The sequence below is a fragment of the Conexibacter woesei Iso977N genome, assembly GCF_000424625.1.
GTDB lineage: Bacteria > Actinomycetota > Thermoleophilia > Solirubrobacterales > Solirubrobacteraceae > Baekduia > Baekduia woesei_A.
This window is the reverse complement of record NZ_AUKG01000002.1, coordinates 1414679-1441488: the sequence shown is the minus strand read 5'-3', so window position 1 is coordinate 1441488 and position 26810 is coordinate 1414679. Positions and strand designations below refer to the sequence as shown.

The following is a 26810-nucleotide window of genomic DNA, read 5'->3' as shown; positions in this document are numbered from 1 at the left end:
TACGTAAGACGGATCGGCGGCCGTCAGGCGCGGCGAGACGGCCCGGAGAATCGCCCTAGGACTACGGCGTGGTCATCGAGACGGTGACCCAGCCGAAGTCGTCGCCCGCGGTGTAGTAGCCCGCGAACGTCGAGTCGCCCGCGCCCGCGGGGATCGTGCCCGGGACCTGGGTGTAGGTGTACGGCGAGGCCAGCGTGGAGGTCGACGCGGCGTGGGCCGGGTCGAGGTTCTCCAGCACGCCGCGCTTGGTCGTCTCGCCCGTGTTGGTGGTGGTGAAGACCCCGCGCGAGGCGTTGCCGGCGATCTCGATCTCCGGGTTGACGGCGCCCAGCCGGATCCCGTGGCCGGAGTAGTTGAAGTACACGGCGCCGGTGAACGTCACGCGGCCGGTCTGGCTGATCGGGTCGTACCACCCGTCCTTGAAGACGTAGTGGAAGTCATACGTCAACGGGACCGACGTGCCGGGCCGGACGCTCGGCGCGTCGCTCGTCGCGCCGTTGCAGGTCGAGGTGCCCTCGCCGGAGTTGATGTACTGGATGAAGGACTCGCGCGGGTGCCAGGTGATCGACGCGGCGGTGAGGTCGATCGCGGTGCCGGGGCGCGCCGGCGCGGCCGGGCCGCCGGAGGCGGTCGCGGTCTGGCAGGCCGGCGCGCTCGGCGTGGTCGTGCCGCCGCCGCTGGGCGGCGTCGTCGTGGTGCCGCCGCCACCGCTGGTGGGCGTCGTGGACGTGCCCCCGCCGGAGGCCGGGGTCGTGGTCGAGCCGCCGCTGCTCGGAGTCGTCGCCGTCGTCGTGACGACGAGCGTCCCGATCGTGCCGCTCGGCGTCTTCCTGAGCCGCAACGCCTTCTTGATGGCCTTGGCCCCGGCGGCGGTCAGCGTCACCTTCGTGGTCTTGACCGAGAAGATCGACACGGTGGACTTGCCCACGCGCCACCTCGCGGCGGTCACCGTCACCGAGCGCGTGCCCTTCCTGAGCTTCACCGCGCCCCGGCGCTTCGCGGACACGACCGGGAAGACCACCCTCCTGCCGCCGGCCTTGGCGGGCGACACGGCGCTGAGCTTCACGCCTTGCGCGGTCAGCGCTTTGGCCGGGGTGAAGGTCGCGGTCTGCGCCGCGCCGGCGGTTGCGGGGAGTGCGCAGGCGATCGCTGTGCAGAGGAGAAGTCGGGGGATCATCGGTGCTCCAGGGTCGTGGTTGAAGTGCCGAGCCAGTCGACGTGCAGCGCGGTGTGGCCGCCCGGCGTCGCGGTCAGGCCGGCCGAGACGTGCCAGACGTCGGCCAGCACCTCGGGCGTCAGGATCTCGCCCGGCGCGCCCGCGCAGACGGTCTCGCCGCGCGAGACGACGACGACCTCGTCGGCAACCGCCGCGGCCAGCGCCAGGTCGTGGACGACCAGCACGACCGCCAGCCCGTCGTCGGCCAGCCCGCGCAGCAGCTGCGCCATCAGCGACGTCGCGCCGAGATCCAGCGACGACGTCGGCTCGTCGGCCAGCAGCGCCGGCGCCTCCTGCGCCAGCGCGACCGCGACCTGCACGCGCTGCAGCTCGCCGCCGGAGAGCGTCGTCAGCTTGCGGTCGGCGAAGACGTCCACGCCCGCGCGGACCATCGCGCGGTCGACCGCGTCGCGGTCGGCGCGCGTCGGCGCGCGCAGCGGCCCGAGGTGCGGCGCGCGGCCGATCGCCACCGCTTCATGCACGCGGATGCCGTCCGGGACCCGCGCGCGCTGGGGCACGAACGCGCGCTTGCGGGCGAGCTTGCGCCCGCGCAGCTTCGCCACGTCCTCCCCGTCCCACGTCACGGTCCCCGCCTCGACGCGCTGGATGCCCGCCGCGACGCGGATCAGCGTCGACTTGCCCGCGCCGTTGGGCCCGACGACGGCGACCAGCCGCCCGGGCTCGGCGCGCAGCGACGCGCCGCGCAGCACCTCGGCGCCGCCGAGCGCCACGCGGACGCCGGAGATCTCCAGCATCTAGTGCGCTCCCCGCAGCAGCAGCCACAGGAACACCGGCACGCCCAAGACCACCATGAACGGCCCGACCGGCAGCTCGATCGGCGCCAGGACCGTCCGGGCGAGCGTGTCGCCCGCCAGCAGCAGCGCGCCGCCGACCAGCGCGCTGGTCCCCATCACGTAGCGGTTGCTCGCCGTCCCGCCCGCCATTCGGACCAGGTGCGGGATCACGAGCCCCAGGAACCCGAGCAGGCCGACGAGCGCCGCGGCCGACGACGCCAGCAGCGCTGCGGCGGCGACCGCTGCCAGCCGGATCATCCGCGGCCGGATCCCCAGCGACTCGGCGACGTCGTCGCCCAGCGCCAGCCGGTCCAGCGGCCGCGCCAGCAGCGCGGCGGCCAGGAAGCCGGCGGCGAAGTACGGCCACGTCGTGCCCAGCCCGGACCAGCCGTCGGACGTCAGCCCGCCGGCCATCCACAGCACGGCCGACTGCACGCGGTCGGAGAAGGCCACCATCAACGACGTCGTCGCCGCGTTGAACAGCGCGCTGACCGCGATCCCGGCCAGGATCAGCTTGCCGGTCGCGCCCGCGCTGACGCCGCTCCAGGCGATCGCCAGCACCAGGGCGCCCGCGAGCAACCCGAACAACAACGCGCCCACGGGCAGCAGCGCGACCGCGCTCGGGAAGGCCAGCAACACGAGGATCGCGCCGAAGCTCGCGCCGCCGGTGACGCCGATGACGTCCGGCGAGGCCAGCGGGTTGCCCAGCGCGCCCTGCAACAGCACGCCCGCGACGCCGAGGCCGGCGCCGACGACGATCGCCTCAACCGTCCGCGGCAGCCGCAGCGACACGACGATCTCGCGCAGCGGGCCGGGATCGGCCCTGCCGGTCAGCGCGTCGATCACGTCGTGCAGCGGCACGTGGACGGCGCCGAGCGTCAGCGACAGCGCCGCCGCGATCAACAGCACCAACAACGCCACGGCCACCACGATCGTGCGCCGCAGCGCGTGCGAGCGCCGCGCCGCGGCGGGCGCGTCGGCCGGCGGCGCGGGGGCGGCGGCCAGCTCCGCGGGCTGCGCGACGGCGGCCACCTAGTTCCCCAGGAACTTGGACCGGACGTCGCGGATCGTGGTGCCCGGGTCTGTGTAGGCCTGCAGCAGCGAGTTGCCGGTCGACACGTACACCTTGTGATGCCTGGCCGCCTTGGTGTTCTTCCAGCCCGCCTTGTTGGACAGGTACCTGGCGATCTTGGGGATGTCGCCGGCCGTGCCGTGCGGAACCGCGATGATCACGTCCGGGTTGCGCGCGACGACCGCCTCGTCGGAGATCCGCGCGTAGCCGCCGGACGCCGTCAGCCCGCCGGTCAGCAGCCTGCCGCCCGCGCGGCGGACGATGTCGCCGCCCCACGAGTTCTGGAGCATCGCGTAGGACGTGCGTCCCACGCCCATGATCAGCAGGACGGTCGGGCGCTTCCTGATGTTCTTGGTCGCGGCCCGCACCTGCGCGGTCTGCTGGGCGGCGAGGCGCGCGGCGGCGCCGGACTTGCCGACCAGCGCGCCGATCTTCTTGGTCTCGCCGACGAGGTCGTGGACCGACGTCGGGTCCGAGTAGGCGACCTTCATCCCGAGCCGCTTCATGCCGGGCTCGCCCTTCTTCCAGACCGGCGCCGACAGCACCAGCTGCGGGTTGCGGACCGCGAGCTGCTCCAGGTTGGGTCCGTTGGGGTGCGACAGCGCGAGCGTCGGGACGCCGCGCAGCGAGGCGGCGATGCGGTCGTGGCCGCCGAGCGTCTGGCCGATCGCGACCGGCCGGACGCCAAGCGCCGCAAGGGTGTTGGCGGTGAACGGCGTGAGCGCGGCGACGCGCTTGTAGGACTTGGCCTGGGCAGCGGGAGCAACCACACCAACAACAGCCAGGACGGCGGCGAGGGCGAGAGGAGCGAGGGGGCGGGTTCGAGACATCGTGTCGTAGGGCTTCCTAAACCTGATTTGCGAAGTCGGGTATGTTTCGGGCACCCTAACACTTCGTAGGGTGACCTAACCCCCTGGAAAGGATCTCCTGTTGTCTCGCAGCACCCGACTCGCCGCCGCCACCGGCACGCTGGCCCTCTCCGCCGCGCTGATCCCGTCCATCGCCTCCGCCGACGCCGTCACCGGCGGCAAGCTCGACTGGACCCAGACCAACGTGTACGTGTCGGGCGCGGGCAACCCGAGGACCTGGCTCGGCTACTCGACCGGCCCCTCGCCCACGAACGCCAACGGCAGCGCCTCACCGGTCGCGCCCGCCACCGGCCCGGTCGTCGACCCCCTCAGCACCCGCGGCGCGGGCGGGGATCCGACCGCCGCCGGCGCCGCGGTGTTCACGTGGTCGTTCCCGGCCGACGCCGCCGCGGGCACCTACGACCCCTCCACCGGCAGGGGCACGGTCAACCTCGACGGCGGCCTCAGCTACGTCGCCCCCGCCCCGCCCGCCGGCCACGGCATCGACGTCTCGGTCAACGACCCCAAGATCGTCCTCGACGGCCTCAGGGGCCAGCTGTTCGCCAAGGGCAACGGCTCGGGTCCGTCGCTCGGCGGCCCGGCGGTCCCCTACGACAACGCGACGGCCGTCTACAACCTCGACCTCTCCGGCGCGTCGGTCACGCTGAAGGCCGACGGCTCGCGCGTGATCGGCCCGATCGTCCCGTCGCTGGCCGGCCAGCAGGTCTTCGGCAGCAGCTACCCCGTCGGCGCGGGCCCGGACCGCACGCCGAACACGTTCGGCTCGTTCTCGCTGACGCTCTCCACCAGGCCCGACGAGGTGCGCGGCCCGACCGGTGCGACCGGCGCCACCGGCGCGACCGGCGCGACCGGCGCCGCCGGCAGGAACGGCACGACGACCACGATCCGCTCGGTCGTCGCGATCCTCGCCAAGGCCCCGTACAAGGGCACGACGACGCGCAGGGTCACGGTCTACTCGACCAAGGCCAAGAAGATCGCGTCGGGCACGATCAAGGGCCGCACGCTGAAGGTCACGCTGATCAGCACGGTCAAGGCGCTGCCGAGCACGATCAAGGTCAAGGCGACTGGCGCGAAGTCCTCCACGACCGTCAAGCTTCCGTCATGACCGAGATCAAGGTCTATGAGACCGGCGACCACGACGTCACCGGCGACGGACCGCCTCCGCCGCCCCCGCCGCTGACGCCGGTGCCGCCCGCTCGCCAGAGGACGGCGGGCGAGGAGGCGCGGACGCTCGTCGCCCAGACCGCCGTCGGCACGCTGGCGACGCTCAGCGACGACGGCTCGCCGTGGGCGTCGCTGGTGTCCTACGCGGCGCTGCCCGACGGCTCGCCGGTCCTGTTCGTCTCGACGCTCGCCGAGCACGGCCGCAACCTCGTGCGCGACGCGCGTGCGTCGCTGGTCGTGGCCGAGACGCCGTCGGGCAACGACCCGCTGGCCAACGGCCGCGTCACGCTCGCCGGCCGCGTCGTCGCGCCCGAGGGCGAGCGCGAGGCCACGGCCCGCGCCGCCTACCTGGCCGCCGTGCCGACCGCCAAGTACTACGCCGACTTCAAGGACTTCTCGCTGTACGTCCTCGAGGTCGACCGCGTGCGTTGGGTCGGCGGCTACGGCCGCATGGACTCCGCCGATGCACAGGCCTACGCCAACGCCGAGGCCGACCCGGTCGGCGACGCCAGGGGCGCGATCGAGCACCTCAACGACGACCACGCCGACGCGCTGCTGCTGATGGCCCAGGCGCTCGGCGGCTACCCGGACGCGACCGCCGCGACCTGCACCGGCGCCGACCGCTACGGCCTCGACCTGCAGGTCTCGACGCCGCGCGGCTCGGCCCCGGCCCGCGTCGGCTTCGCCGAGCCGGTCGCGGAGAAGAGCGGGCTCAGAGGCGCGACGGTCGAGCTCACGAAGCGCGCCCGGCTGCAGCTCGGCGCGCAGTGACTCCGGCGCGAGGGGCGGCACGCAGGCGCCGCCCCTCGCGTCCCGCTAGGCGTACATGTCGCCGATGACGCCGTCGTACTTCTCGGCGATCGGCTTGCGCTTCAGCTTCATCGTCGGCGTCAGCTCGTCGCCGCCGGGCAGCCAGTCGCCTTCGACGATCACGAACCTCTTGATCTGCTCGACCCTGGCGAGCTTGGCGTTGGCGGCGTCGACGCCGGCCTGGATCGCCTCGCGGAGCTTCTCGTCGCTCGCAAGCTCCTCGAGCGACTTCTCGATCCCCTGCTGCGCGGCCCACGCGGGCGCGAAGTCGGCGTCCAACACGATCAAGGCCGTGTTGTAGGGCTTGGCGTCACCGATGCAGACCGCGTTGCCGATCAGCGGCGACGCGGACTTCAGCGTCGCCTCGATGTTGGCCGGCGACATGTTCTTGCCGGCCGCGTTGATGATGATCTCCTTCTTGCGGTCGACGATCTTGACGTAGCCGTCCTCGTCGATCTGCGCGATGTCGCCGGTGGCCAGCCAGCCGTCGGCGTCGATCGTCTCGGCCGTCTTGTCCGGCAGCCCGCGGTAGCCGAGCATCACCATGCCGCCGCGGATCAGCAGCTCGCCGTCCTCGGCGAGCTTGAGCTCGCAGCCCGGGGTCGCCGGGCCGACGGTCCCGATCTTGATCTTGCCGGGCGGGTTGACGGCGCCGCCGCCGCAGGTCTCGCTCATCCCCCACAGCTCGCTCAGCGGCAGGCCGATGGCGTGGAAGAACTCCAGGACCTCGACCGGCGTCGGCGCGGCGCCGACGTTGATCGCGACGACCTCGTCGAGGCCGAGCATCGAGCGCAGCCCGGAGAACATCTCGGCGTCGGCCTGGGCGACCGCGGCGGCCAGCGCCTCCGGGACGTCCTCGCCCGCCTGCTCCAGGCGCACCTTCTGCACCGCGGCGTCCAGCGCGCCCTGCGCCCTCGCGCGCTGCTCCTCGGGCTGGCCGGCGACCATCGCCTCCAGCCCGGCCTTCAGCTTCTCCCAGATCCGCGGGACCGCGAAGAACCAGTGCGGCCTGACCGACGGCAGGAACGACACGATCTCGCGCGGGTTCGGGCAGGTCGTGACCTGGAAGCCGAAGACGATCGGCAGGTAGTGGTGCGCGGCGCGCTCGGCGATGTGCGCGTTGGGCAGCCACGAGATCACGCGCGCGCCCTCGGGGAACTCGACGATCTCCTCGATCCCGGCGACCGCGCTCAGCAGGTTGCGGTGCGCGAGCTCGACGCCCTTCGGCGGCCCGGTCGTGCCCGACGTGTAGATCAGCGTCAGGACGTCGTCGGGCTCCATCGCCGCGATCGAGGCGTCGACGTCGAACGACGACTCCGCGCCGCGCGCGCTGACGTCGGCCAACGCGAGCGTGCCGTCCGGGGCGTCGCCGTCGATGACGATGACGTGCTCCAGGTCCGGCAGCGTCTTGCGCGCCTCCAGGACGTTGGCGAGGTACTGCTGCTCGGTGATCAGGATCCGGGCGCCGGCGTCCGAGACCACGTACTCGATCTGGTTCGGCGCGTAGGTCATGTAGATCGAGAACGGCGTCGCCCCGACCATCATCGCCGCGAGGTCCGCGAGGTGGAACTCCGGCCGGTTGCCGAGCATCAGCGCGATCGTCTCGCCCTTGCCCAGCCCCAGCTCGTGGAGGCCGCCGGCCAGCGCGTCGACGCGCTCGCGCAGCTCGGTCCACGTCCACGAGATCTCATCGTCCTTGGTCCGGACGGCGACGTCGTCGGCGAACCTCGCCGACGTGATCCGGAACGCCTCGGCGATCGTCGCCGCGTCGACGCCGCGCTGCGGTGCGGTGCTGCTCTCCACTTCCCGACCCCTCTCCCCGGTGGTGCTGCGTGTTGTGGGACTGTCTACGGCACGCTACTTGAGACCGAACCCGCCGTTGCTGAGCGTGTGCAGGTCGTTGGTCAACCCGATGGCGAAGACCGCGATGACGAGGATGAAGCCGACGTAGCTGGCCTGCTCCATCACCCGGAACGGGATCGCCTTGCCGCGGACCTTCTCCGCGAGCGCCCAGAAGATATGCCCCCCGTCCAGCGGAAGGAAGGGGAAGAGGTTGACGATCGCCAGCGACAGCGAGATCAGGGCCAGGATCTGCAGCGCGACGACGATGCCGTCCTGCTGGATCGTCACGCGCGTCGTCTCGTAGGAGCCGACGACGCCGTTGACCTGGTGGCGGGCCTCGCTGGAGTAGAACAGCTTGGTGATCGTCGACACGGAGGTCTTGGTCACGTCCCACATCCCGGTGACCGAGCGCGAGGCGGACTCGCCGATCGGCAGCGGGTCGTAGCGCACGCCGAACGTGAAGCCGATCAGCATGCGCCTGTCGTCGGGCGAGTAGCGCGGCGAGACGTGCAGGGTGACCGGCCTGCCGCCACGGTCGACGACGACGGTCGCGGGCGTCGCGGCGACGCAGTTCTTGACCGTGCTGTCGTTCGCGCAGGTGTGCGTGCCGATCTGGTTGCGCAGCTTCGCGGAGTCGCCGGTGACGCCGTCGACCGAGAGGATCCTGTCGCCGGGCTTCAGGACGCCGGCGGCGGCCGAGCCGGTCTGGATCGAGTCGACCTTGCCGTTGTCGGTCGCGATGCCCTTGGCGGCGAACAGGACGAACAGGATCAGGAAGGCGAGGAAGATGTTCATCAACGGCCCGGCGCTGATGACGACGATCCGCTTCCAGACGGGCTGGTTGTAGTAGGCCCGCGGGAGATCGGCCTCGTCGATCTCCTCCTGCGGGTTCATCCCGACGATCTTCACGTAGCCGCCGAGCGGGATGGCGCCGATGCCGTAGTCGGTCTCGCCGCGGCGGATGTTGAAGAGGTGCGGCGGGAAGAAGAGGTTGAAGCGCGTGACCTTCATGCCGACGGCCTTGGCCGCGGCGAAGTGGCCGAACTCGTGCAGGACGATCAGCGCGGCGAAGCCGGCGAAGGCGAGGAACCAGCTCATGCGCGCACCGCCACCTGCTCGGCCGCCAGGGCGCGGGCCTCGCGGTCGGCCTCGAACAGCGACTCGAACGCGCGGACCGGGCCGCCGGGCATCTGCTGCAGCGTCGCGTCGATCACGTCGGCGATCCCGTTGAAGTCGAGCCGCCCGTCGAGGAACGCGTAGACGGCGACCTCGTTGGCGGCGTTGAGGATGCAGGGCGCGGTGCCGCCGGCGCGCGCGGCCTGCAGCGCGAGGCCCAGGCACGGGAACGCGTCGTGGTCGACGGGCTCGAAGGTGAGCTGCCCGACCTCGGCCAGGTTGAGGCGCTTGGTCGGCAGGGGCATGATCTCGGGGTGCTGGAGCGCGTAGGCGATCGCGATCCGCATGTCCGGCAGGCCGAGGTGCGCGAGCTGCGCGCCGTCGGCGGTCTCCACGAGCGCGTGGACGATCGACTGCGGGTGCACGACGACGTCGATCTCGTCGTAGGGCACGCCGAAGAGGTGGTGGGCCTCCATGACCTCCAGGCCCTTGTTCATCAACGTGGCCGAGTCGATCGTGATCTTGCCGCCCATCGACCACGTCGGGTGGTTGAGCGCCTCCTCGACCGTGACGCCGTCGAGGTCGGCGCGGGCGCGGCCACGGAACGGGCCGCCGCTGGCCGTGATCGTCATGCGCTGCAGGGCGCCGGTCGGGACGGCCTGCAGCAGGTGGTGCAGCGCGGTGTGCTCGGAGTCGATCGGCAGCAGGCGCGCGCCGGTGGCGTCCGCGAGCTGGGTGACGAGCTCGCCGCCGACGACCAGCGACTCCTTGTTGGCCAGCGCGAGGTCGATGCCCTCGCCGAGCGCGGCGACGGTCGGCCCGAGGCCGGCGGAGCCGACGAGCGAGTTCAGGACGAGGTCGGCGCCGGATTCCAGGACCAGCTGGACCAGCCCCTCGGCGCCGACGAGCACCTCGCCGTCGGTCCACGCCTCGGCGGCGCGCGCGGCGGCGTCGGGATCGGTCAGCGCGATCCGGCGGACGCCGAGGCGGGTGGCCTGCTCGACGAGCGGCTCCCAGGAACGCGCGGCGCTGAGGCCGACGACCTCGAGCTCGTCCGTGCGCGAGACCACGTCGAGCGCCTGGGTGCCGATCGAACCGGTCGATCCGAGCACGAGAAGACGGCGGGGCATGTGCGCCCAGAGGTTAGCTGCGGTTGTCTCAAGGCCACCTCAAAGGTGAGGCAGACGTCTGGACGACTGCCGGCGTGCCAAGTCCGTATCTTGCTGCGCGATGCTTCACCGGTCCGCGCTGCTCGCCATCCTGTCCGCCGCGCTGCTGCTCCCCGCCGCCGCGCACGCCGTCGAGACCGTCCCAGCGGTCGTCGTCGCCGGCCCGACCGCTTCCGGTGCCACCGCATCCGCCAAGGTCGCCAACGCCGGCGTGTGCATCTCGCTCGCCCTCCCGGACCGGATCGACCCGCTCGACCGCAGCGCCGCCGAGCAGGCGGGCCCGTGCGACCCGCTGAGGCTGGGGCCGGAGGACGAGCACGGTCTGGTGGGCTTTGTCGCCCACGATTCGGACGATCCCGGCCACAGGACGCTCTTCGACGCCGGCGCAACCGGCACCGACATCGCCGCAGTCGAGCTGCGCAAGGCCGGCCGGACGGTCGCGCACGTCGCGACGCAGCCGTCTCCGCTGCCGAGCGAGCCCTACGTGCGCTTCTACCTGCTCGAGAGCAGCGACCAGCCGGACGAGATCGCCTTCCTGGACGCGAGCGACACCGTCCGCCGCGCCGCCGACATCGCCGGCGACGGTCGCGGCGAGCACGTCGACGCCGGAGACCGCCCGATCGCCGGGCTGCGGACGCTCGCGCGCGGCAGGGGCCGCGGCGAGGGCAGCTGGACGCTCAGCGCCTATCGCGTCAGCTCGATCGACTCGACACCGCTGGCGCCCGAGCGGCGCCTGACGCAGGCGTGCGTGCGGCTCGTGCTGCGCGGCGGCAGCGAGGTGCGGGACAGTGGCGCCTGCAACCGGCCCGGCACCGAGAGCCAGCAGCTGCTGCCGGCCTTCGCCGACGACGGCTGCGGCGATGTCGGCCGCTACGCCGGCGCGTTCGTGCGGTCGCAGGTCGCGAGGGTCGTCGTGACGCTCGGCAGCGGCACGCGCCTGACGCTTCCGCTGCGCGCGCTTCCCGCCGCGGCCGGCGGCGCGGGCCTGCGGTTCGGCATGGCCGTCTTCGACGCCCATCAGGCCATCCGGAGCATGGTCGCCTATGACGCCGCGGGCCGCGCGATCGACCGCAGCCTGTCGACGACGCCGCCGGAAGCGCCGAAGCCGTGCGCCCACGGCAAGCCGGCCGACGATCCCGCGGGCGAGCTCTCGTCAGAGGATCAGAGCGACGTCGCCAACTCCAGCGCGAACAGCGCCAGGCCCACGCCGCTCGGCGCCGGCCCGCACCAGGTGCAGGCGGCCGACGCCGGCGACCTGATCTGCCTCGCCGCCGATCGCGCCCCGCGGGTCCCGCAGGACTGCGCGCAGCCGCCGACCGCGCCGGCGGACGCGTCGGTCGGCGCCGTGCCGACGGCCGACGGCCGGATCGCGCTCAGCGTCGTCCCGGCAGAGATCGCCACCGCGCGCGTCACGTTCGACGACGGCACGCGGCGTGACATCCCGACCGTCCCGATCCCGGGCTACGGGGGCCAGTACGCCGCGAGCCTGAAGCTCGTCTACGCCGACCTGCCGGGCCCGCACCACATCCTTCGCTACGCGCTGCTCGACGCGCGCGGGCAGGACCTGTCGGACAACTACGGCCCGGAGGTCCCCGGGCTGGGCGCCGCGCACGAAGTCGGCCGGGTGCGCGGCGTCGGCACGCTGTTCTCGTCCCCGCCGGTCGTCGCCGCGAGCCTCAGGTACCCGGCCGAGGGCCGCGGTGACTGCCTGACGGTCGGGCGCCCGGCCGCCGGCGCCGGCATCCTCGACCAGGGCTGCCTCCCGCACTACACGTCGGCCGTGAGCATCACGGCGTCCTGCGCGCCGCGGCAGATCGTCGTCAGCGTCGGCCTCACGCGCCGCACCGACCGCGTCGCGATCCGCCTCGCCTCCGGGCGTGAGGTCGCGCTGCGCACCTACGCGCTGCCGGCCAGCAGGACCGAGGGCTTCGCCGCCGCGCAGGCGATCGGCGTGCTCGGCGCCCATGACGTGCCGCGGACGCTGATCCGGCGCGGTGCCGTGCCCAAGCGCCTGGCGCTGGCGCTGCCGGCGGCAGCCGAGCAGTGCGGCTACAGGGGCTACGACATGCTCGACCTGCCCGCGGGCTTCTCCGACTAGGCCTACGTCTTGGCCGACACCCGCTCGGCGACCGCGGGGATGACGCGCTCGCCGTAGGCCGCGAGCGTCGCGTCCTTGGCGTCGTGCTGGAGGTAGAGCGCGAACTGGTCGACGCCGAGGGACGCGAGCTCGTTGAGGCGCTCGACCTGGTGCTCGGGCGGCCCGATCAGGCAAAAGCGGTCGATGATCGCGTCGGGGACGAACGCGGTGTGCGTGTTCCCGGCGCGGCCGTGCTCGTTGTAGTCGTAGCCCTCGCGCTCGGCGATGTAGTCGGTCAGCGCGGCCGGGACCGCGCTGCCGTCGCCGCCGTAGCGAGCGACGATGTCGGCGACGTGGTTGCCGACCATCCCGCCGAACCAGCGGCACTGGTCGCGGCCGTACGCGAGCCCCTCGGGCGTGCCGTCGGTGACGTAGGCGGGCGCGGCGACGCAGATCCTCACGGCCGCCGGGTCGCGCCCCGCTGCCTCGGCCGCCGCGCGCACCGCGCCGATCGACCACGCCGTGATGTCGGGGTCGGCGAGCTGGAGGATGAAGCCGTCGCCGACCTCGCCGGTCAAGGCCAACATCTTGGGCCCGTAGGCGGCGACCCAGACCGGCAGCCTGCTGTCCGTGTTCCACGGCAACCGCAGGGTGTTGCCCTTGTACTCGACGGCCTCGCCGTTGGCCAGGCCGCGGATCACCGCGATCGAGGCGTACATGTCGGCGACGCTCACCGGCCTGCCGTTGATCACGCGGACCGCGGAGTCGCCGCGGCCGATGCCGCAGATCGTCCGGTTGCCGTACATCTCGTTGAGCGTCGCGAACAGCGACGCGGTCACGGTCCAGTCGCGCGTCGCGGGGTTGGTGACCATCGGGCCGACGACGAGCTTGTGGGTCTCGTTGAGGATCCGCGAGTACACGACGTACGGCTCCTCCCACAGCAGGTGCGAGTCGAACGTCCACGCGTGCGTGAACCCGTAGGTCTCGGCGCGCTTGCAGAGGTCGATGACGCGCGCCGCGGGCGGGTCGTTCTGGAGGACGACGCCGAAGTCCATGGGCTAGCCCTCCAGGCCGCCGGCGGCGACCAGGTCGATGGTGTTGCCCACGGTCAACCCGTAGGCCTTGATCGCGACGCGCAGCGCGTCCTCCGGCGAGTCCTCCACCTCGGTGTGGGAGATCGGCGGGTCGGACTGCGCGAAGATCATCACGGTCGGGACGAGGCGGCCGATCTCGGTCGCGTCGTGCAGCGGGCCGGACGGGACCGGCTCGCCGTCGCCGCCGCCCGCCTCGTCGACCGCCGCCCTCGCGAGCGCGACCAACTTGGGGTGGAACGGCGTCGGCGTCGCGCCGAACACGCGCCGCGGCGCCACGCCGCAGTCGAACTGCTCCGCGGCGCGCGAGCACGCGTCCAGGCACTCGCTCAACATGGTGGCCAACGTGCCGGCGTCGAGGTGGCGGAGGTCGAGCATCATCTCGCTCTCCCCCGCGATCGCGGTGATGACCGCCGGCGAGGAGTTGATCGCGCCGACGGTCGTGACGCCGCCGTGGCGGATGCCGACCTCGCGGATCTCCAGCGCCGCGGTGGCCGCGGCCGCCAGCGTGTCGCGGCGCAGGTGCATCGGCGTCGAGCCCGCGTGCGCGGACTGGCCGCTGAACGTGATCAGGTAGCGCTCGTCGCCGAACGTGCCGGAGACGGCGCTCGCCAGCCGGCCGCTGTCCTTCAGGACCGGGCCCTGCTCGATGTGCAGCTCCAGGTAGGCACTGGCGCCCTCCAGCCGGGACCGCGCGGCGCCCGCGCCGTCGAGGTCGACGCCGACCGAGGCCATCGCCTGCTGCAGCGTCACCCCGTCCGGGTCGAGCAGGCCGCGGACGTCGTCGGGGTCCAGCGTCCCCGCGACCGCCGACGAGCCGACCAGCGAGCGCCCGAACCGCGCGCCCTCCTCGTCGGCCCAGTCGACCAGCCGGACCGCCACCGCCGGGCGCTCGCCCGACAGCGCCAGCGTCCGCAGGACCTCCAGCGCCGTGACGATCCCCAGCGCGCCATCCAGCCAGCCGCCGGACGGCACCGCGTCGATGTGCGAGCCGACGATCACGAACCCGCCGTCCGGGTCGTCGCCGTCGAGCGAGGCCCAGATGTTGCCGGCCTCGTCGCGATCGACCGCGACAACATCACCCAACGCCTGCAACTTGCCCAGCAGCCACTCGCGCGCCGCGGTGTGATCCGGCGACCACGCCAGCCGCCTGGCCCCCGCGAAGCGCCCGCCGCTGGCGGCCGCCAGCTCGTCCAGATTGGCCAAAACGCGCTCGGCGTCGATGGCAAGAGTCATCGCGTCACCTGCGTTATGGCGGCGATCACGCGGTCCGGGTCGATCGCGAGGCTCACGCCGCCGCACCTTCGGCATCGAACGCGGTCGCGCGGCGCACGAACCTGCCGTGGCCGGGCGACGAGACGATCTCGCCGTTGTCATACACCATGGTCCCGCGGCTGAGCGTGTGGCGCACCGAGCCCGACGCGGTCTCGCCGTCGTAGAGGTCGTAGTCGACGTTCATGAACGACGTGTGCGTCCCGTAGTCGCGCGGCGCGTTGGGGTCCCAGACGACGACGTCGGCGTCCTTGCCCGGCGCCAGCGTGCCCTTCTGGGTCAGGCCGAAGCGGTGCGCGATCGTCGTGGAGGTGCGGGCGACCAGCTCGCTCGGCGTGATCCGGCCGGCGACGACGCCCTCGTCCCACAGCTTCGCCAGGCGGTGCTGGATGACCGGCAGCCCGTTGGGGACCAAGCTGAAGTTGTCGAGCCCACGCGCCTTCTGCTCGTCGGTGAACGGGCAGTGGTCGGTCGAGATCGACTCCAGGATCCCGCGGCGCACGTAGCCCCACAGCGCGTCGTGGTTGCGCGCGTCGCGCAGCGGCGGCGAGCAGATGTAGCGGCAGCCCTCGACGTCGGGCTTGCGCAGGTCGTCGATCGTGTTGACGAGGTACTGCGTGCAGGTCTCACCCGCCACCGGGACGCCGCGCGCCTGCGCGGCCTGGATCTCCGCCGCCGCGGCGTCGCAGGTGACGTGCACGACGAACAGCGACGCGCCGGTGAACTCCGCGATCCGGGCGGCGCGCGAGGTCGCCTCGGCCTCGACCCACTCCGGGCGCGTCAGCGCGTGGTGGATCGCGTTGGTCTGCCCGTCGGCCAGCGCGCGCATGACGAGCAGGTCGACGACGTCGCCGTTCTCGGCGTGGACCATCGTCAGCGCGCCGAGGTCGCGGGCGCGCTCCATGCACGCCGTCATCGCGTCGTCGCGCGTCATCAGCTCGCCCTTGTAGGCCATGAACAACTTGAACGACGCGACGCCCTGCTCGACGACCGCGGCCATGTCGTCGATCGTCGCCTCGTTGGCGTTGGTGATCGCCATGTGGAAGCCGTAGTCGACGTGCGCGGCGCCCTCGGCGCGGCCCTGCCACTCGGCGAGCGCGGACTGCAGCTGGTCGGGCTCGCGCTGGATCGAGAAGTCGACCAGGCACGTGACGCCGCCGGCCGCGGCGGCCTGCGTGCCCGTGTTGTAGTCGTCGCTGCTCATCATCCCCATGAAGGGCATGCTCAAGTGCGTGTGGTTGTCGATCAGGCCCGGCATGACCAGGCAGCCGCCGACGTCGATGACCTGCGCTCCGGGCGGCGCCTCGACGTCGCCCACGGCGGCGATCCTCTCCCCCACGATCAGCACGTCGCCGTCGAACTCGCCGTCGGCGGAGACGACCCGACCGCCCCGCAGCACCACTGCCTTCGCATCGGTCATGGGGCGAGCATCTCACTCCGCGCCGCCGGTGCAAATGGATGGTCTGCCTACAACGCCTTAAGGGCGCTGTCGTCCGGCAGGACGACGCGCTCCCGCCACGCCACGCGCTGCACCGCCGCCGGCCGCCGGCACCCCAGGATCGCGCCGGTGAGCGCGCCCAGCCGTGCCGTTCCCGCGCCGCCGAGCCGCACCGCCGCGGTCATCCCCTCGGTCGGATCGTCGTGGCGGTGCAGGATCGCCAGCAGCGCGTCGAGCACCGCGCGGTCGTTGGCATCCGTCCCGTGGAACGGCACCGGCCAGTCCTCGCCGTGATCGGTCAGCAGCTGGTAGACCGGCCTGCCCGCCCACGTCGTCGCGGCCAGCCTCGCCACGACGAACGCCTCGGGCCCGAGCCGCCGCGCCGTGTCTTGCCGTCCGCCCCACCCGTCGCGCAGCGCGACGGCGAGCGGGTCGCCCGCGCCGCTCAGCAGCGCGGCGGTGAACGCACCCGTCGGACCGACATCATCAAGAAGTCGCCGGCGCGAGATCCTCCGCGCGGGCACGCCCGCCCACGGCAGGCCGAGCGCCTCACCCAGCGCGGCGCCGTGCACGCCGCCGCGCAGCCGGTCGGCGTCGGTCAGCTCAGCGCGGACCACACGTAGAACGCGGTGACGGCGGTGAACATCACGGCGTCGAGGCGATCCAGGGCGCCGCCGTGGGCGCCGAAGAGCGTCCCGGTGTCCTTGGTCCCGGCGTCGCGCTTGAGGTAGGACTCGAAGAGGTCGCCGATCGGCGCGGCGAGCGCGATCGACACGCCGAGGATCGCGCCGTTCGTGCCACCCAGCCAGGCCTGCGACAGCCCGGCCCACCAGACCGCGGCGGTCGCGATCACGATCCCGATCGCCAGGCCCTCGACGGTCTTGTTGGGGCTGATGTTCGGCGACAGCCTGCGCCTGCCGAACGCGCGGCCGCCGAGGTAGGCGCCGGTGTCGCCGACGAACGTCCCGAGCAACACCGCGAAGACGAGGCCGCCGCCGTGGTCGAGGTCGCGCAGCAGCACCGCGTGGGCGAACGCCAGCCCGATCCACGCCAGCCCGAGCACGGTGACCGAGATCCCCGGCGCGCCCGCGCCGCCCGGCTGGTTGGCGGCGAAGAGGAAGACCAGCGGCAGGCACGCGACGAACGCCAGCAGGATCGTCTCGCGATCCCCGAAGTACGCGGCGGCCAACAACCCCAAGTAGCCCGCGAAGCCCGCCAGCCGCACCGGCCGCGCGCGCTCGAACATCGAGTAGAGCTCGTGCAGGCAGATCAGCCCGAGCACGGCGACGCCGGCCAGGAAGACGGGGCCGCCGAGCGCGACCATCGCCAGCGCGACGGCCAGCGCCGGGATCGCGACGACGACGCGCGCGCCGAGGTCCGAGCCGCCGCCCCCGCCGCGCGGCCGCCGCGGCGGCGCCGACTCGCCCGCGCTGCGCCGCTGACGACGAGGCTGGGGCACCTCTAGCGCCCCCCGAAGCGCCGCGTGCGGGCCTCGTACTCGTCGAGCGCGGCGCGGAACGCCTCGCGCGAGAAGTCCGGCCACAGCTCGTCGCGGAACACCAGCTCGGAGTAGGCCGACTGCCACAGCAGGAAGTTCGACGTCCGGATCTCGCCGCTCGTGCGGATCACGAGGTCCGGGTCATGCATCTCCGGCGCGTACAGGAGCCTGCGGAAGTCCTCTTCGCTTCCACCTTCGAAGCGCGCAGCGGCGTCCACGATCTCGGCCCGCCCGCCGTAGTTGAAGGCGATGAACAACGTGATGCGGTCACACGACGCCGTCTCGGCCTCGGCCCAGTCCATCTGCTCCAGCAGCGCGCCCGCGACCCTGTCGCGCCGGCCGATGAAGCGCATGCGCACGCCCTCGTCCTTGAGCTCCGGGGTCTCGCCCAGGATCCGCTCGGAGAACATGCGCATCAGCGCCGTGACCTCCTCGGCGGACCGCGACCAGTTCTCGGTCGAGAACGAGTACACGGTCAGCTCCTCGATCCCGAACTCGACCGCGTCGCGCAGCCGTGCCTTGACGACGTCGGCGCCCGCGCGGTGACCCGCGGCCACGTCGAGCCCGCGTGCCTGCGCCCAGCGGCCGTTGCCATCGGTGATGATGGCGACGCGCCGGGCCCTGCCGCCGGGCTCGCTCACACCTCGAGGATCTCTTCCTCTTTGCCCTTCAGCAGGACATCGAGGTCGGCGATCTTGGCGTCGGTGAGCTTCTGCAGCTCCTGCTCGCCGCGGCGCTCGTCGTCGGCGCCGACGTCCCCGTCGTCCTTCAGGGACTTCAGGTCGTGCATGATGTCGCGCCGCACGTTGCGGACCGAGATCTTGCCGTCCTCGGCCAGGCCGCGGACGACCTTGACCAGCTCGCGGCGGCGCTCCTCGTTGAGCTCGGGGATCGACAGGCGGATCAGGCGGCCGTCGTTGCTCGGCGTCAGGCCGACGTCGGACTCCATGATCGCCTTCTCGATCGCCTTGATCGACGCGGCGTCGTAGGGCTGCACGGTGATCAGGCGAGCTTCCGGGACGTTGACCGTCGCCAGCTGCTTCACGGGCGTCATCGCGCCGTAGTAGTCCACCATGATGCGGTCGAGGATCGAGGGGCTCGCCCGCCCGGTCCGGACCGACCCGAAGGTGTTCTGCGCAGCCGCAATGGCCGCGTTCATGCGCTCGCCGGCCTCGGCCAGCAGCTCGTCGATCAGCTCGCTCATGCTGTGTCTCCTGCCTCCGGCTTCACCAGCGTGCCCACCCGCTCGCCGGACACTATCCGCTCGATGTTCTGCTCGTCGTCCATGTTGAAGACGTGGATCGGCAGCCGGTTCTCCATGCACAACGTCAGCGCCGTCGCGTCCATCACCCTGAGGCCGCGCTGCAGCGCCTCCATGTGCGTGATCTCGGGGATCAGCATCGCGTCGCGGTCTTCGCGCGGGTCGGCGGTGTAGACCCCTTCGACGCCGTTCTTGGCCATCAGGATGGCCTCGGCGTGGATCTCCACCGCCCGCAGCGCCGCCGCGGTGTCGGTCGTGAAGAACGGGTTGCCGGTACCCGCCGCGAAGATCACGACGCGCCCCTTCTCGAGGTGGCGCATCGCGCGGCGGCGGATGTACGGCTCGGCGACCTCGGCCACCGTGATCGCGCTCTGGACGCGGGTGTGGACCCCCGCGCTCTCCAGCGCGTCCTGCAGCGGCAGCGCGTTGAGCACCGTCGCGAGCATCCCCATGTAGTCGGCGGTCGCGCGGTCCATCCCGGCCGCGGCGCCCTTCATGCCGCGGTAGATGTTGCCCGCGCCGACGACGATCGCCAGCTCCACGCCCTGGTCGTGGACGCCCTTGATCGCCTGGGCCACGGCCCGGATGCGCTCCGGGTCGGTGCCATAGTCGCGCGAGCCCATGAGGGACTCGCCCGACAGCTTCAGGAGGATGCGCTTGAAGACGGGATCAGCCACGGCGAGCCGATCCTACGGACCGCCGTGGCTGGATGTCGTCGGGAACGACCGCTACTCGCCGATGGCGAAGCGGACGAAGCGCTTGACGACGACGTTCTCGCCGGTCTTGGCGGAGAGGTCGGCGCGCAGCTGCTCGATCGTCTTGCCGTCGTGCTTGTCGCCGTTGACGTGCTCCTGGTCGAGCAGGACGACGTCCTTGAACCAGGCCTTGAGCTTGCCCTCGACGATCTTGGGCCGGATGTTCTCCGGCTTGTCGGCGGCCTGCTGCTCGTAGACCCTCGCCTCGGCGTCCTTGTCCTCCTGCGGGATCTCGTCCTCGTTGACGTACTTCGTCTGCGGCGAGGCGGCGATGTGCAGCGCGAGGTCCTTGGCGAACTCGATGAAGTCGTCGTTCTTGGCGACGAAGTCCGTGTTGCACTCGACCTGGACGAGCACGCCGACCTTGCCGGTGGCGTGCACGTAGGCCTGGACGGTGCCCTCGGAGGTCTCGCGACCGGCGAGCTTGCCGATCTTGTTGCCCATCTTGACGCGCAGGATCTCCTCGGCCTTGGCGGCGTCGCCGTCGGCCTCGGTGAGCGCGTTCTTGCAGTCCATCATGCCCGCGCCGGTCTTCTCGCGCAGGGCCTTGACGTCAGCGGCGCTGATAGCCACGTGGTGCTCCGTTTCGGGTTCGGGAAGGGGTTTCGGGATCCGTCGTCGCTACGACTGCGGCGCGTCGGAGGCCGGGGCCTCGGGCGCGGCGGGCGTCTCGGCGGCGGGCGCGGCCGGGGCCGGGGCGGCGGGCGCCTCGGGCGTGGCCGGCGCGCTCTCGGCGGCGGCGTCGGCGACCGGGCCGGCCTTGGCGGCCTGCGCGGCCTCCTCGGCGGCCTTGGCCTCGGCGGCGGCCTGGCGCTTGGCGGCCTCCTCGGCCTCGCGGCGCTGGTTCTCCTCGAGCTGGCGGGCGGCGAGCGCCTCCTGCTCGCGCTGGACGCGCGCCTGCTCGGCGGCATCCCACTGCGCGCGGCCGGCGGAGATCGAGTTGCCCAGCGCCCGGGTGATCAGGTCGCAGGCGCGGATCGCGTCGTCGTTGCCCGGGATGACGAAGTCGACGCCGTCCGGGTCGCAGTTGGTGTCGACCAGGCCGATCAGCGGGATGCGCAGGCGCTGGGCCTCCCTGACGCCGATGACCTCGGTCCTGAGGTCGACGACGAAGATCGCGTCGGGCGTGCGGGTCATGTTCCTGACGCCGCCCAGGTTCGCGCGCAGCTTGGCGAGGTCGGCCTCGGCGGACAGGCGCTCACGCGTCGGCAGCAGCGCCAGCTGGCCGTCGGCCTCGTAGCGCTCGAGGTCATGGAGGCGCTTGATCCGCTGGTTGATCGTCTGGAAGTTCGTCAGCAGACCGCCGAGCCAGCGGTGGTTGATGTGCGGCATGCCGCACGCCTCGGCGACTTCCTTGACGGAGTCGCGCGCCTGCTTCTTGGTCCCGACGAACAGGACGGTGCCGCCACGGGCGGCGATGTCACCGACGAAGGCCTGGGCCTGGCGCAGCAGACGCTCGGTCTGCAGCAGGTCGATGATGTAGATCCCGCCGCGCTCGCCCCAGATGAAGCGGCGCATCTTCGGGTTCCAACGACGCGTCTGGTGGCCGAAGTGCACGCCGGCCTCCAGCAGCTCGCGAATTCCGACTTCCGTCGAAGCGGCCATGGAGAAGTTCCTTTGGTTGTGGTGCTGGAAGAAGCCCACCGGCCGGATGCGGGACCCGGGCTCGAATTGCCCGGGCAGGACCGCGTCCGCTGTGACCCGGTGGGGTCGAAGGGACTACAAGTGACGTTCAGGATAGAGAACGCGCGGCGCTAGCGCTCTCCGGCGCGGGCGCGCTGCAGCGCCGCGTCCAGATCCGGCGGGAGCGGGGATTCGATCCCGATGGGCTCGCCCGTCACCGGGTGCGTGAACGCGAGGCGGCGGGCGTGGAGGAACTGGCGGGTCAGGCCGAGGCGGTCGGCGTGGCCGTACTCCGGGTCGCCCGCGACGGGATGGCCGATCGCCTCGAAGTGCACGCGGATCTGGTGGGTGCGGCCGGTCTCCAGCGTGACCGCGAGCAGGGTGTAGTGGTCGAACGCCGCCTCGATCTCGAAGTGGGTCCGGGCCTCGCGCGGGTTGTCGGTGTCGGTGGAGTGCTTGGTCCGGACGCGGCGGTCGCGGCCGATCGGCGCGTCGATCGTTCCGGTCCGCGACGGCGGGCGGCCCTCGACCAGCGCCGCGTACTCGCGCGTGATCTCGCGGTCCTGCAGCGCGTCCTTCAGCGCCGCGTGGACGGCATCGGACTTCGCGACGACCAGCAGCCCGGACGTCTCGCGGTCGAGGCGGTGCACGAGGCCGGCGCGCCAGCCGTCCTCCCCGCCCGCGGCGACGCCCTCCAGCGCCTGCGCGAGCGTCCCGGTCAGGTGGCCCTTGGCGGGATGGACGACGACGCCCGCGGGCTTGTCGACGACGAGCAGGTGCTCGTCCTCGAACGGGACCGAGAACGCGACGCCCGCGGCGACGTCCTGTGGCGCCTCGGGCTCGTCGGCCGCGTCGTCGGCCCACTCCACGACGTCGCCCTCGGCGACCACGTGGCGCTTGGGCCGCGGCCTGCCGCCGACCGTGACGGCGCCGCCGTCGATCAGCCGCGCGGCGCGCGACCGTGAGCCCAGCGGCTCGGCGAGCAGCGCGTCCAGCCGCTGCCCGGCGTCATCGCTGCTGACCGTCAGCCGCATCCGCGTCGTCCCTCGGTCCCTGCTCGATGACCCACAACAGCACCAGCACCCCGAAGGTGATCGAGATGTCGGCGACGTTGAACGCGGGCCATGCCGGGAGCTTGACGAAGTCCGTCACCGCGCCGTCGCGAACGCGGTCGATGATGTTGCCGATCGACCCGCCCAGCAGCATGCCCGTGGGCAGCCACACCAGCGGCTTGTCGAGGTGCGTGAAGAAGTAGTACAACAACGCCGCGAGCGCGGCGGCGACCAGGGCCACCACGATGATCCCGCCGCCCGCGAACGCGCCGAACGCCACGCCCGTGTTGCGGACGTGGACGAGCGAGATCGCCGGGAGGACCGAGTCCTCCTCGCCGACGTCGATGCCATGCCGGACCAGGACCTTGGTGACCTGGTCCAGGACGACGACGAAGACCAGGACGAGCCCGGCCTTGGCGAAGACCTGCGCTCTCAACCCTGGATCAGGTTGATGACGATGCTGCCGACCAGCCACAGGACGATCGTCGCGATCATCGGGCTGAGGTCCAGCGGGCCGAACGGCGGGATGAAGCGCCGGAACAGCCCGAGGTACGGCTCGGTCACGTCGCGCAGGAAGTCCAGGACCGACCGCGACCAGCGCGAGTAAGGGATCCTGCCGCCCATCCCGAAGAACATCGAGCTCAAGATGTAGGCGATGATCAGGATCGTGTAGACGAGCAGCAGCGCGTAGACGAAGTTGGCGATCGAGTCGCGCGCGGTGGCGAGGATGAGCATCTAGGACCGCACTCCCAGCACGGCATCCAGGGCGTCCTGGAAGGCGGCGCGCACTCCGGCGCGCTCCAGCGCCGCCAGCCCGCGCGCCGTCGACCCGCCCGGCGAGGTGACCTCGCGGCGGACCGCGAGCGTGTCGTTGCCGCGGGCGCGCAGCAGCGCGGCCGTCCCGGCGAAGGTCTGGACCACCATCTCGGCGGCCTTGTCCGGCGGCAGCCCGTGGCGGACGCCCGCGTCGACCTGGGCCTCGGCCAGCAGCGCGACGTAGGCGGGCGCGTTGGACATCAGGCCCATCGCGACGTCGACGAGCCTGTCGTCGACCTCGACCAGCAGGCCGAGCTCGCCGAACAGCGCGCGCACCGCGTCGTCGATCCGGGGATCCTGCGGCTCGTCGGCCGCGAGGATCACGACGCCCTGCCGGACCTCGACCGGCGTCGAGGGCAGCAGGCGGTAGACCGGACGGTCCGGGTAGGCGGCCTTGAGGTCGGCCAGCGAGACGCCGCCGAGGATCGAGGCGACCGGCATCGCGGTGCTCGCGATCTCCGCCGCCACCTCGGCGAGCTGCGCCGGCTTGTGGCAGAGCAGGACGAGGTCGGCCCGTTCCGCGACGGCGAAGTTGGAGGCCGGCGCCTCGCCGCCCAGCTCCTCGACCAGCGCCTCGGCGCGGCCCGGGAACGGGTCCGTGGCGAGGACCGGTCGTCCCCACCCGCGCGCGATGCCGCGCGCCATGTTCCCCGCTCCGATGAACCCGACCTGCATTGCGCCGACACTGTACGGCACAGGGCGGCGAGCGCCCTGGCGCGTCAAGACTGGTTGAAGAAGCCCTTCTCGATCAGCTGCGCGCGCTCTTCGGCCGAGATCTCGACGTTGCGCGGCGTGAGCATGAAGACGCGGTCGGCGACGCGCTGCATCCCGCCGTCCAGCGCGTAGGTCAGGCCCGAGGCGAAGTCGATCAGGCGCTTGCTCAGATCGGTGTCGGTCGACTGCAGGTTCAGCACGACCGGGATGTCGTCCTTGAACTTGTCGGCGACCTGCTGGGCGTCGTTGAACGACTTCGGGATGACGAGGTGCAGCTTCACCGAGCCGTTGCGCCTGGGCGCGCTGGCCCCGGCCGCACCACCGCCGATCGGGCGCAGGTTCGCGCGGGTCGGCGGCTCGTCGTCGGCGAAGATGTCGTCGAACTCGTCGCGACGCCGGCGCGAGCTGATGCGCCTGACGTTCGGGCGCTCGCGGTAGCGCTCCTCGAGCTCCTGCTCGGGCTCGCGGTAGTCGTCCTCGTCGTCGTAATGGTCTCGCTCTTCGGCGAGGCCGAAGTAGACGAGTGCCTTGTGCCAGCTGTCGCTCACGGCCACGGATCAACTGTACGCCAAATCTGGCGAATCTCCTGCATTCAGACGTACAGTCTCGTGCCGACCCGAACGATGGTCGCGCCCTCCTCGACGGCGACCGCGAAGTCCTGGGTGGTCCCCATCGACAGGTGGCGCAGCCCGTGGTCGGCCGTGAGCTGGGCCAGGGCGGCGAAGTGGCGGCGCGAGTCCTCGGCCCGCTCGGTCCACGGCGGCATCGTCATCAGGCCGACGGCCTCGACGTTCTGCAGCGCTTCGATCCGGGCCAGGAAGTCCGGCAGCGCCTGCGGCTCGATCCCCGACTTCTCGGGCTCGGCGGCGATGTTGACCTCGACCAGGACCTGCGTCCCGGCCGGCGCGTGGCGCTCCAGCTGCTCGACGACGGAGTCCGAGCCGACCGAGTGGATCATGCGCGCCAGCGGGAGCACCTGCTTGACCTTGCGCGACTGCAGGTGGCCGATGAAGTCCCAGGTCAGCTCGGCGCCGCCGGGCGCCTCGTGCTTGGCGACGAGCTCCTGCGCGCGGTTCTCGCCCGCGAGCGTGAGGCCCGCGGCGTGCAGGACCGGCAGCTCGCCGAGCGCGACGTACTTGACCGCGGCAAGCAGCTCGACGTCGCCGGCGCTGCGCCCGGCGCGGGCGGCGGCGTCGGCGATCTCCGCGCGGACGCGCTCGGCGTTGGCCCGGACGCTCTCGACCGTGAGCCCCTCGATCAGACGCGCCACAGCAGGCCTCCCTGCCGGCCGGTCACCGGGCCCGAGGCGCGGTGGGAGAAGAAGACGTCGGGCTCGCACATCGTGCAGCGACCGACATCATGGACCTGCTCGACGCCCGCGGCGCGCAGGCGGCGCGCCGCGATGGCCTTCAGGTCGATGCGGCGATCGTCGCGGCGCGGCTCGTCCGGGAAGCGCGCGGCGACCTCGTCGCCGACCTCGTAGCAGCAGACGCCCGCGGCCGGGCCGATCGCGGCGTGGATCGCGCCGTCGGCGTCGAGCGCGCGCAGCGCCTCCACCCCGGCCTCCAGGACGCCGTCCGCGAGGCCCTTCCAGCCCGCGTGGACCATGGCGATGGCGCCGGGCGTCGCCAGCGCGACCGGCAGGCAGTCGGCGGTCAGGACCAAGGCCACCAACTCGCGGCTCGCGGTCGCGACGCCGTCGGCCTCGGCCACCGCCCCGTCCGGATCCGTCGCGCCGTCGACCGTGATCACCCGCGTCCCGTGCACCTGCCTTGCGAACGCCAGCGGGCGCCCGTCGCTCGCGCGCCGCCGGTTCTCGGCGACCGCGTCCGGGTCGTCGTCGGTCCAGCGCCCCAGGTTCAGCGCGTCGTACGGCGCTTGCGAGACGCCGCCCGCGCGCCCCGTGAAGCGCACGACCGCACCGGGCAGCTGCAACTCGATCGCCATCGCCCGTTGTTCTAGCACTCGCACGGCGTCACGCCTCCAGCGCGGCGGCGAGCTGGGCGTCGCGGTCGTCGGGCAGCTCGCCGTCCAGGCGCCGCGCCAGGACCGCCTCGAGCCGCCGCCCCAGGTCCGGCCCCTGCGGCACGCCCGCGGCCATCAGGTCGTTGCCGTCGATCCGCAGCCTGACCCCGCGCCACTCGCCCAGGAACTGCAGCGCCTGCGTCGCGTCGCCGCGCGCGCCCGCCACCGCGACGGCCTCGACCGGCTCGCCGCGCAGCGCGGCGACGGCCTCCGACGGCCTCGCGCCCGGCGCCAGCGGCTGCGCGCAGGCGCAGCGCGTCAGCACGCGCGCCTCCGCGGCCGTGAAGCCCCAGCCGTCGACCCACGCGGTGTCCGGGATCACGGCGCCCAGCAGCGTCAGGTCCGCGCGGCCCTCGCCGGCCGGCAGCAGCGCCAGCGCGTCGCCGACCAGGTGCGGATCGAGCGTCAGCCCGGCCACGAGCCCGAGGTTCTGCGCGGCGTGCAGGGCGCTGAGCGCGTCCGGCTCACGCAGCGCCAGCCGCAGCTCGGCGCCGAGCCGGTCGCCGCTGACGGTCTCCAAGGCGCCGCGCTGGACCGCCTCGAACGCCAGCCGGTCGGTCGCGGGCTCGGGCCTGAACCCCAGCCGGATCGCGTAGCGGACCAGGCGCCACAGGCGCGTCGGGTCGTCGCGGAACGACACCGCGTGCATGATCCGCAGCCGCCCGGCCTCCAGGTCCTCCAGCGCCGCGGGCGCGGTGGCCAGCTCGCCCGCGCCGCTGAACGCCACCGCGTTGACGGTGAAGTCGCGGCGCAGCAGGTCGTCCTCCAGCCCGGACGGCCGGACGTCCGGCAGCGCGCCCGGCGCGCCGTAGCGCTCGGCGCGCGCCATCACGACGTCGACGTGGCCGCCGTCCGGCGTGAGCACGTCATAGGTGTTGAAGCGCTCGTGCCACGCGACGACCTCCCCGAGCGCCCGCGCGACCGGCTCCGGATCGCCCTCGACGACCACGTCGATCTCCGCGCCCGCGACGCCGAGCCGGCCCAGCAGCGCGTCGCGGACCGCGCCGCCGACGACCCACGCGCCCGGGTGCTGTGCGAGGACGTCGAGCGCCCACGCGCCATGCGGCGCGGCGCGCAGCGCCACGAAGGCTTCATCGGACCTCAACACGCTCGCGATCCTCCCACGCCGCTCGACC

At 72.6% G+C, this 26810-nt stretch carries 28 protein-coding genes; 3 read left to right on the top strand and 25 right to left on the bottom strand.

Annotated features, from left to right (window positions below; genetic code table 11):
- Window positions 1-61: 61 nt before the first annotated feature.
- From H030_RS0119240 to H030_RS0119225, 4 genes are read right to left on the bottom strand one after another with little or no spacing between them, the layout of a single operon-like run.
- Window positions 62-1177, bottom strand: a complete 1116-nt coding sequence (locus H030_RS0119240) for an HtaA domain-containing protein (protein WP_155892152.1) — start codon at window positions 1175-1177, stop codon at window positions 62-64.
- Complete coding sequence (locus H030_RS33565; RefSeq protein ID WP_051223139.1) at window positions 1174-1971, bottom strand: ABC transporter ATP-binding protein; 798 nt, start codon at window positions 1969-1971, stop codon at window positions 1174-1176. The genes H030_RS0119240 and H030_RS33565 overlap by 4 nt, the downstream gene beginning before the upstream one ends.
- A complete protein-coding gene (locus tag H030_RS0119230) occupies window positions 1972-3042 on the bottom strand; it encodes a FecCD family ABC transporter permease (protein WP_231398479.1) in 1071 nt (356 codons plus the stop codon). It abuts the gene before it with no gap.
- A complete protein-coding gene (locus H030_RS0119225; protein WP_081690944.1) occupies window positions 3043-3912 on the bottom strand; it encodes an ABC transporter substrate-binding protein in 870 nt (289 codons plus the stop codon).
- 100 nt (window positions 3913-4012) lie between these two features.
- Here H030_RS0119225 and H030_RS0119220 point away from each other — a divergent pair, with 100 nt between their 5' ends.
- Together H030_RS0119220 and H030_RS0119215 are read left to right on the top strand one after the other, a co-directional pair.
- Window positions 4013-5056 (top strand): HtaA domain-containing protein, encoded by a 1044-nt coding sequence (locus tag H030_RS0119220; RefSeq protein WP_027007300.1) that lies wholly within the window; start codon window positions 4013-4015, stop codon window positions 5054-5056.
- Window positions 5053-5886, top strand: coding sequence for a HugZ family protein (locus tag H030_RS0119215; RefSeq protein WP_027007299.1), 834 nt, complete (start codon window positions 5053-5055; stop codon window positions 5884-5886). The genes H030_RS0119220 and H030_RS0119215 overlap by 4 nt, the downstream gene beginning before the upstream one ends.
- A gap of 45 nt (window positions 5887-5931) precedes the next feature.
- Here the strand turns inward: H030_RS0119215 and H030_RS0119210 are convergent, their stop codons facing one another.
- From H030_RS0119210 to dxr, 3 genes are read right to left on the bottom strand one after another with little or no spacing between them, the layout of a single operon-like run.
- Entirely contained in the window at window positions 5932-7728 is a 1797-nt protein-coding gene (locus tag H030_RS0119210) for an AMP-dependent synthetase/ligase (protein WP_027007298.1), read from the bottom strand.
- A gap of 54 nt (window positions 7729-7782) precedes the next feature.
- On the bottom strand, window positions 7783-8865 hold the full coding sequence (locus H030_RS33560; RefSeq protein WP_035127991.1) for a M50 family metallopeptidase: 1083 nt from the start codon (window positions 8863-8865) through the stop codon (window positions 7783-7785).
- Entirely contained in the window at window positions 8862-10013 is a 1152-nt protein-coding gene (dxr, locus tag H030_RS0119200; protein ID WP_027007297.1) for a 1-deoxy-D-xylulose-5-phosphate reductoisomerase, read from the bottom strand. Before dxr ends, H030_RS33560 begins: the two co-directional genes overlap by 4 nt.
- Before the next feature lie 100 nt (window positions 10014-10113).
- Between dxr and H030_RS0119195 the strand changes: the two genes are divergently transcribed.
- Window positions 10114-12150 (top strand): hypothetical protein, encoded by a 2037-nt coding sequence (locus tag H030_RS0119195; protein WP_027007296.1) that lies wholly within the window; start codon window positions 10114-10116, stop codon window positions 12148-12150.
- A 2-nt stretch (window positions 12151-12152) separates the two neighbouring features.
- Here the strand turns inward: H030_RS0119195 and H030_RS0119190 are convergent, their stop codons facing one another.
- From H030_RS0119190 to H030_RS39785, 18 genes are all read right to left on the bottom strand, one after another.
- Entirely contained in the window at window positions 12153-13184 is a 1032-nt protein-coding gene (locus H030_RS0119190) for a TIGR03842 family LLM class F420-dependent oxidoreductase (protein WP_027007295.1), read from the bottom strand.
- A 3-nt stretch (window positions 13185-13187) separates the two neighbouring features.
- Complete coding sequence (locus tag H030_RS33555; protein WP_051223137.1) at window positions 13188-14456, bottom strand: Zn-dependent hydrolase; 1269 nt, start codon at window positions 14454-14456, stop codon at window positions 13188-13190.
- Between the two features lie 52 nt (window positions 14457-14508).
- Entirely contained in the window at window positions 14509-15912 is a 1404-nt protein-coding gene (gene hydA / locus H030_RS0119180; RefSeq protein ID WP_035127989.1) for a dihydropyrimidinase, read from the bottom strand.
- Window positions 15913-15959: 47 nt separating this feature from the next.
- Entirely contained in the window at window positions 15960-16547 is a 588-nt protein-coding gene (locus H030_RS0119175; RefSeq protein WP_027007293.1) for an ADP-ribosylglycohydrolase family protein, read from the bottom strand.
- Complete coding sequence (locus tag H030_RS37510) at window positions 16529-17389, bottom strand: phosphatidate cytidylyltransferase (RefSeq protein WP_051223135.1); 861 nt, start codon at window positions 17387-17389, stop codon at window positions 16529-16531. The genes H030_RS0119175 and H030_RS37510 overlap by 19 nt, the downstream gene beginning before the upstream one ends.
- Window positions 17390-17391: 2 nt before the next feature.
- A complete protein-coding gene (uppS, locus tag H030_RS0119165) occupies window positions 17392-18069 on the bottom strand; it encodes a polyprenyl diphosphate synthase (protein WP_027007292.1) in 678 nt (225 codons plus the stop codon).
- Window positions 18066-18623, bottom strand: a complete 558-nt coding sequence (frr, locus tag H030_RS0119160) for a ribosome recycling factor (protein WP_027007291.1) — start codon at window positions 18621-18623, stop codon at window positions 18066-18068. The genes uppS and frr overlap by 4 nt, the downstream gene beginning before the upstream one ends.
- A gap of 5 nt (window positions 18624-18628) precedes the next feature.
- A complete protein-coding gene (gene pyrH, locus H030_RS0119155; protein WP_027007290.1) occupies window positions 18629-19366 on the bottom strand; it encodes a UMP kinase in 738 nt (245 codons plus the stop codon).
- 51 nt (window positions 19367-19417) lie between these two features.
- Complete coding sequence (gene tsf / locus H030_RS0119150; protein ID WP_027007289.1) at window positions 19418-20017, bottom strand: elongation factor Ts; 600 nt, start codon at window positions 20015-20017, stop codon at window positions 19418-19420.
- 48 nt (window positions 20018-20065) lie between these two features.
- Complete coding sequence (gene rpsB, locus H030_RS0119145) at window positions 20066-21049, bottom strand: 30S ribosomal protein S2 (RefSeq protein ID WP_035127984.1); 984 nt, start codon at window positions 21047-21049, stop codon at window positions 20066-20068.
- Between the two features lie 149 nt (window positions 21050-21198).
- Window positions 21199-22101 carry an RluA family pseudouridine synthase gene (locus tag H030_RS0119140; protein ID WP_027007287.1) on the bottom strand — a complete coding sequence of 301 codons (903 nt, stop codon included), beginning with the start codon at window positions 22099-22101 and terminating at the stop codon, window positions 21199-21201.
- Window positions 22076-22555 carry a signal peptidase II gene (gene lspA, locus H030_RS38520; RefSeq protein WP_196809192.1) on the bottom strand — a complete coding sequence of 160 codons (480 nt, stop codon included), beginning with the start codon at window positions 22553-22555 and terminating at the stop codon, window positions 22076-22078. Before lspA ends, H030_RS0119140 begins: the two co-directional genes overlap by 26 nt.
- Window positions 22552-22854 carry a YggT family protein gene (locus tag H030_RS0119130; protein ID WP_027007286.1) on the bottom strand — a complete coding sequence of 101 codons (303 nt, stop codon included), beginning with the start codon at window positions 22852-22854 and terminating at the stop codon, window positions 22552-22554. The genes lspA and H030_RS0119130 overlap by 4 nt, the downstream gene beginning before the upstream one ends.
- The gene (locus tag H030_RS33540; RefSeq protein WP_051223131.1) at window positions 22855-23610 is read right to left on the bottom strand and encodes a pyrroline-5-carboxylate reductase family protein; all 756 of its coding nucleotides are present in this window, start codon (window positions 23608-23610) and stop codon (window positions 22855-22857) included. It lies immediately after the preceding gene.
- A gap of 44 nt (window positions 23611-23654) precedes the next feature.
- Entirely contained in the window at window positions 23655-24197 is a 543-nt protein-coding gene (locus H030_RS0119120; protein WP_231398477.1) for a cell division protein SepF, read from the bottom strand.
- Window positions 24198-24241: 44 nt separating this feature from the next.
- Window positions 24242-24919 (bottom strand): YggS family pyridoxal phosphate-dependent enzyme, encoded by a 678-nt coding sequence (locus H030_RS0119115; protein WP_027007284.1) that lies wholly within the window; start codon window positions 24917-24919, stop codon window positions 24242-24244.
- A complete protein-coding gene (pgeF, locus tag H030_RS0119110; protein WP_027007283.1) occupies window positions 24907-25596 on the bottom strand; it encodes a peptidoglycan editing factor PgeF in 690 nt (229 codons plus the stop codon). The genes H030_RS0119115 and pgeF overlap by 13 nt, the downstream gene beginning before the upstream one ends.
- 28 nt (window positions 25597-25624) lie before the next feature.
- A complete protein-coding gene (locus H030_RS39785; protein WP_196809190.1) occupies window positions 25625-26779 on the bottom strand; it encodes a CCA tRNA nucleotidyltransferase in 1155 nt (384 codons plus the stop codon).
- Window positions 26780-26810 lie beyond the last annotated feature (31 nt).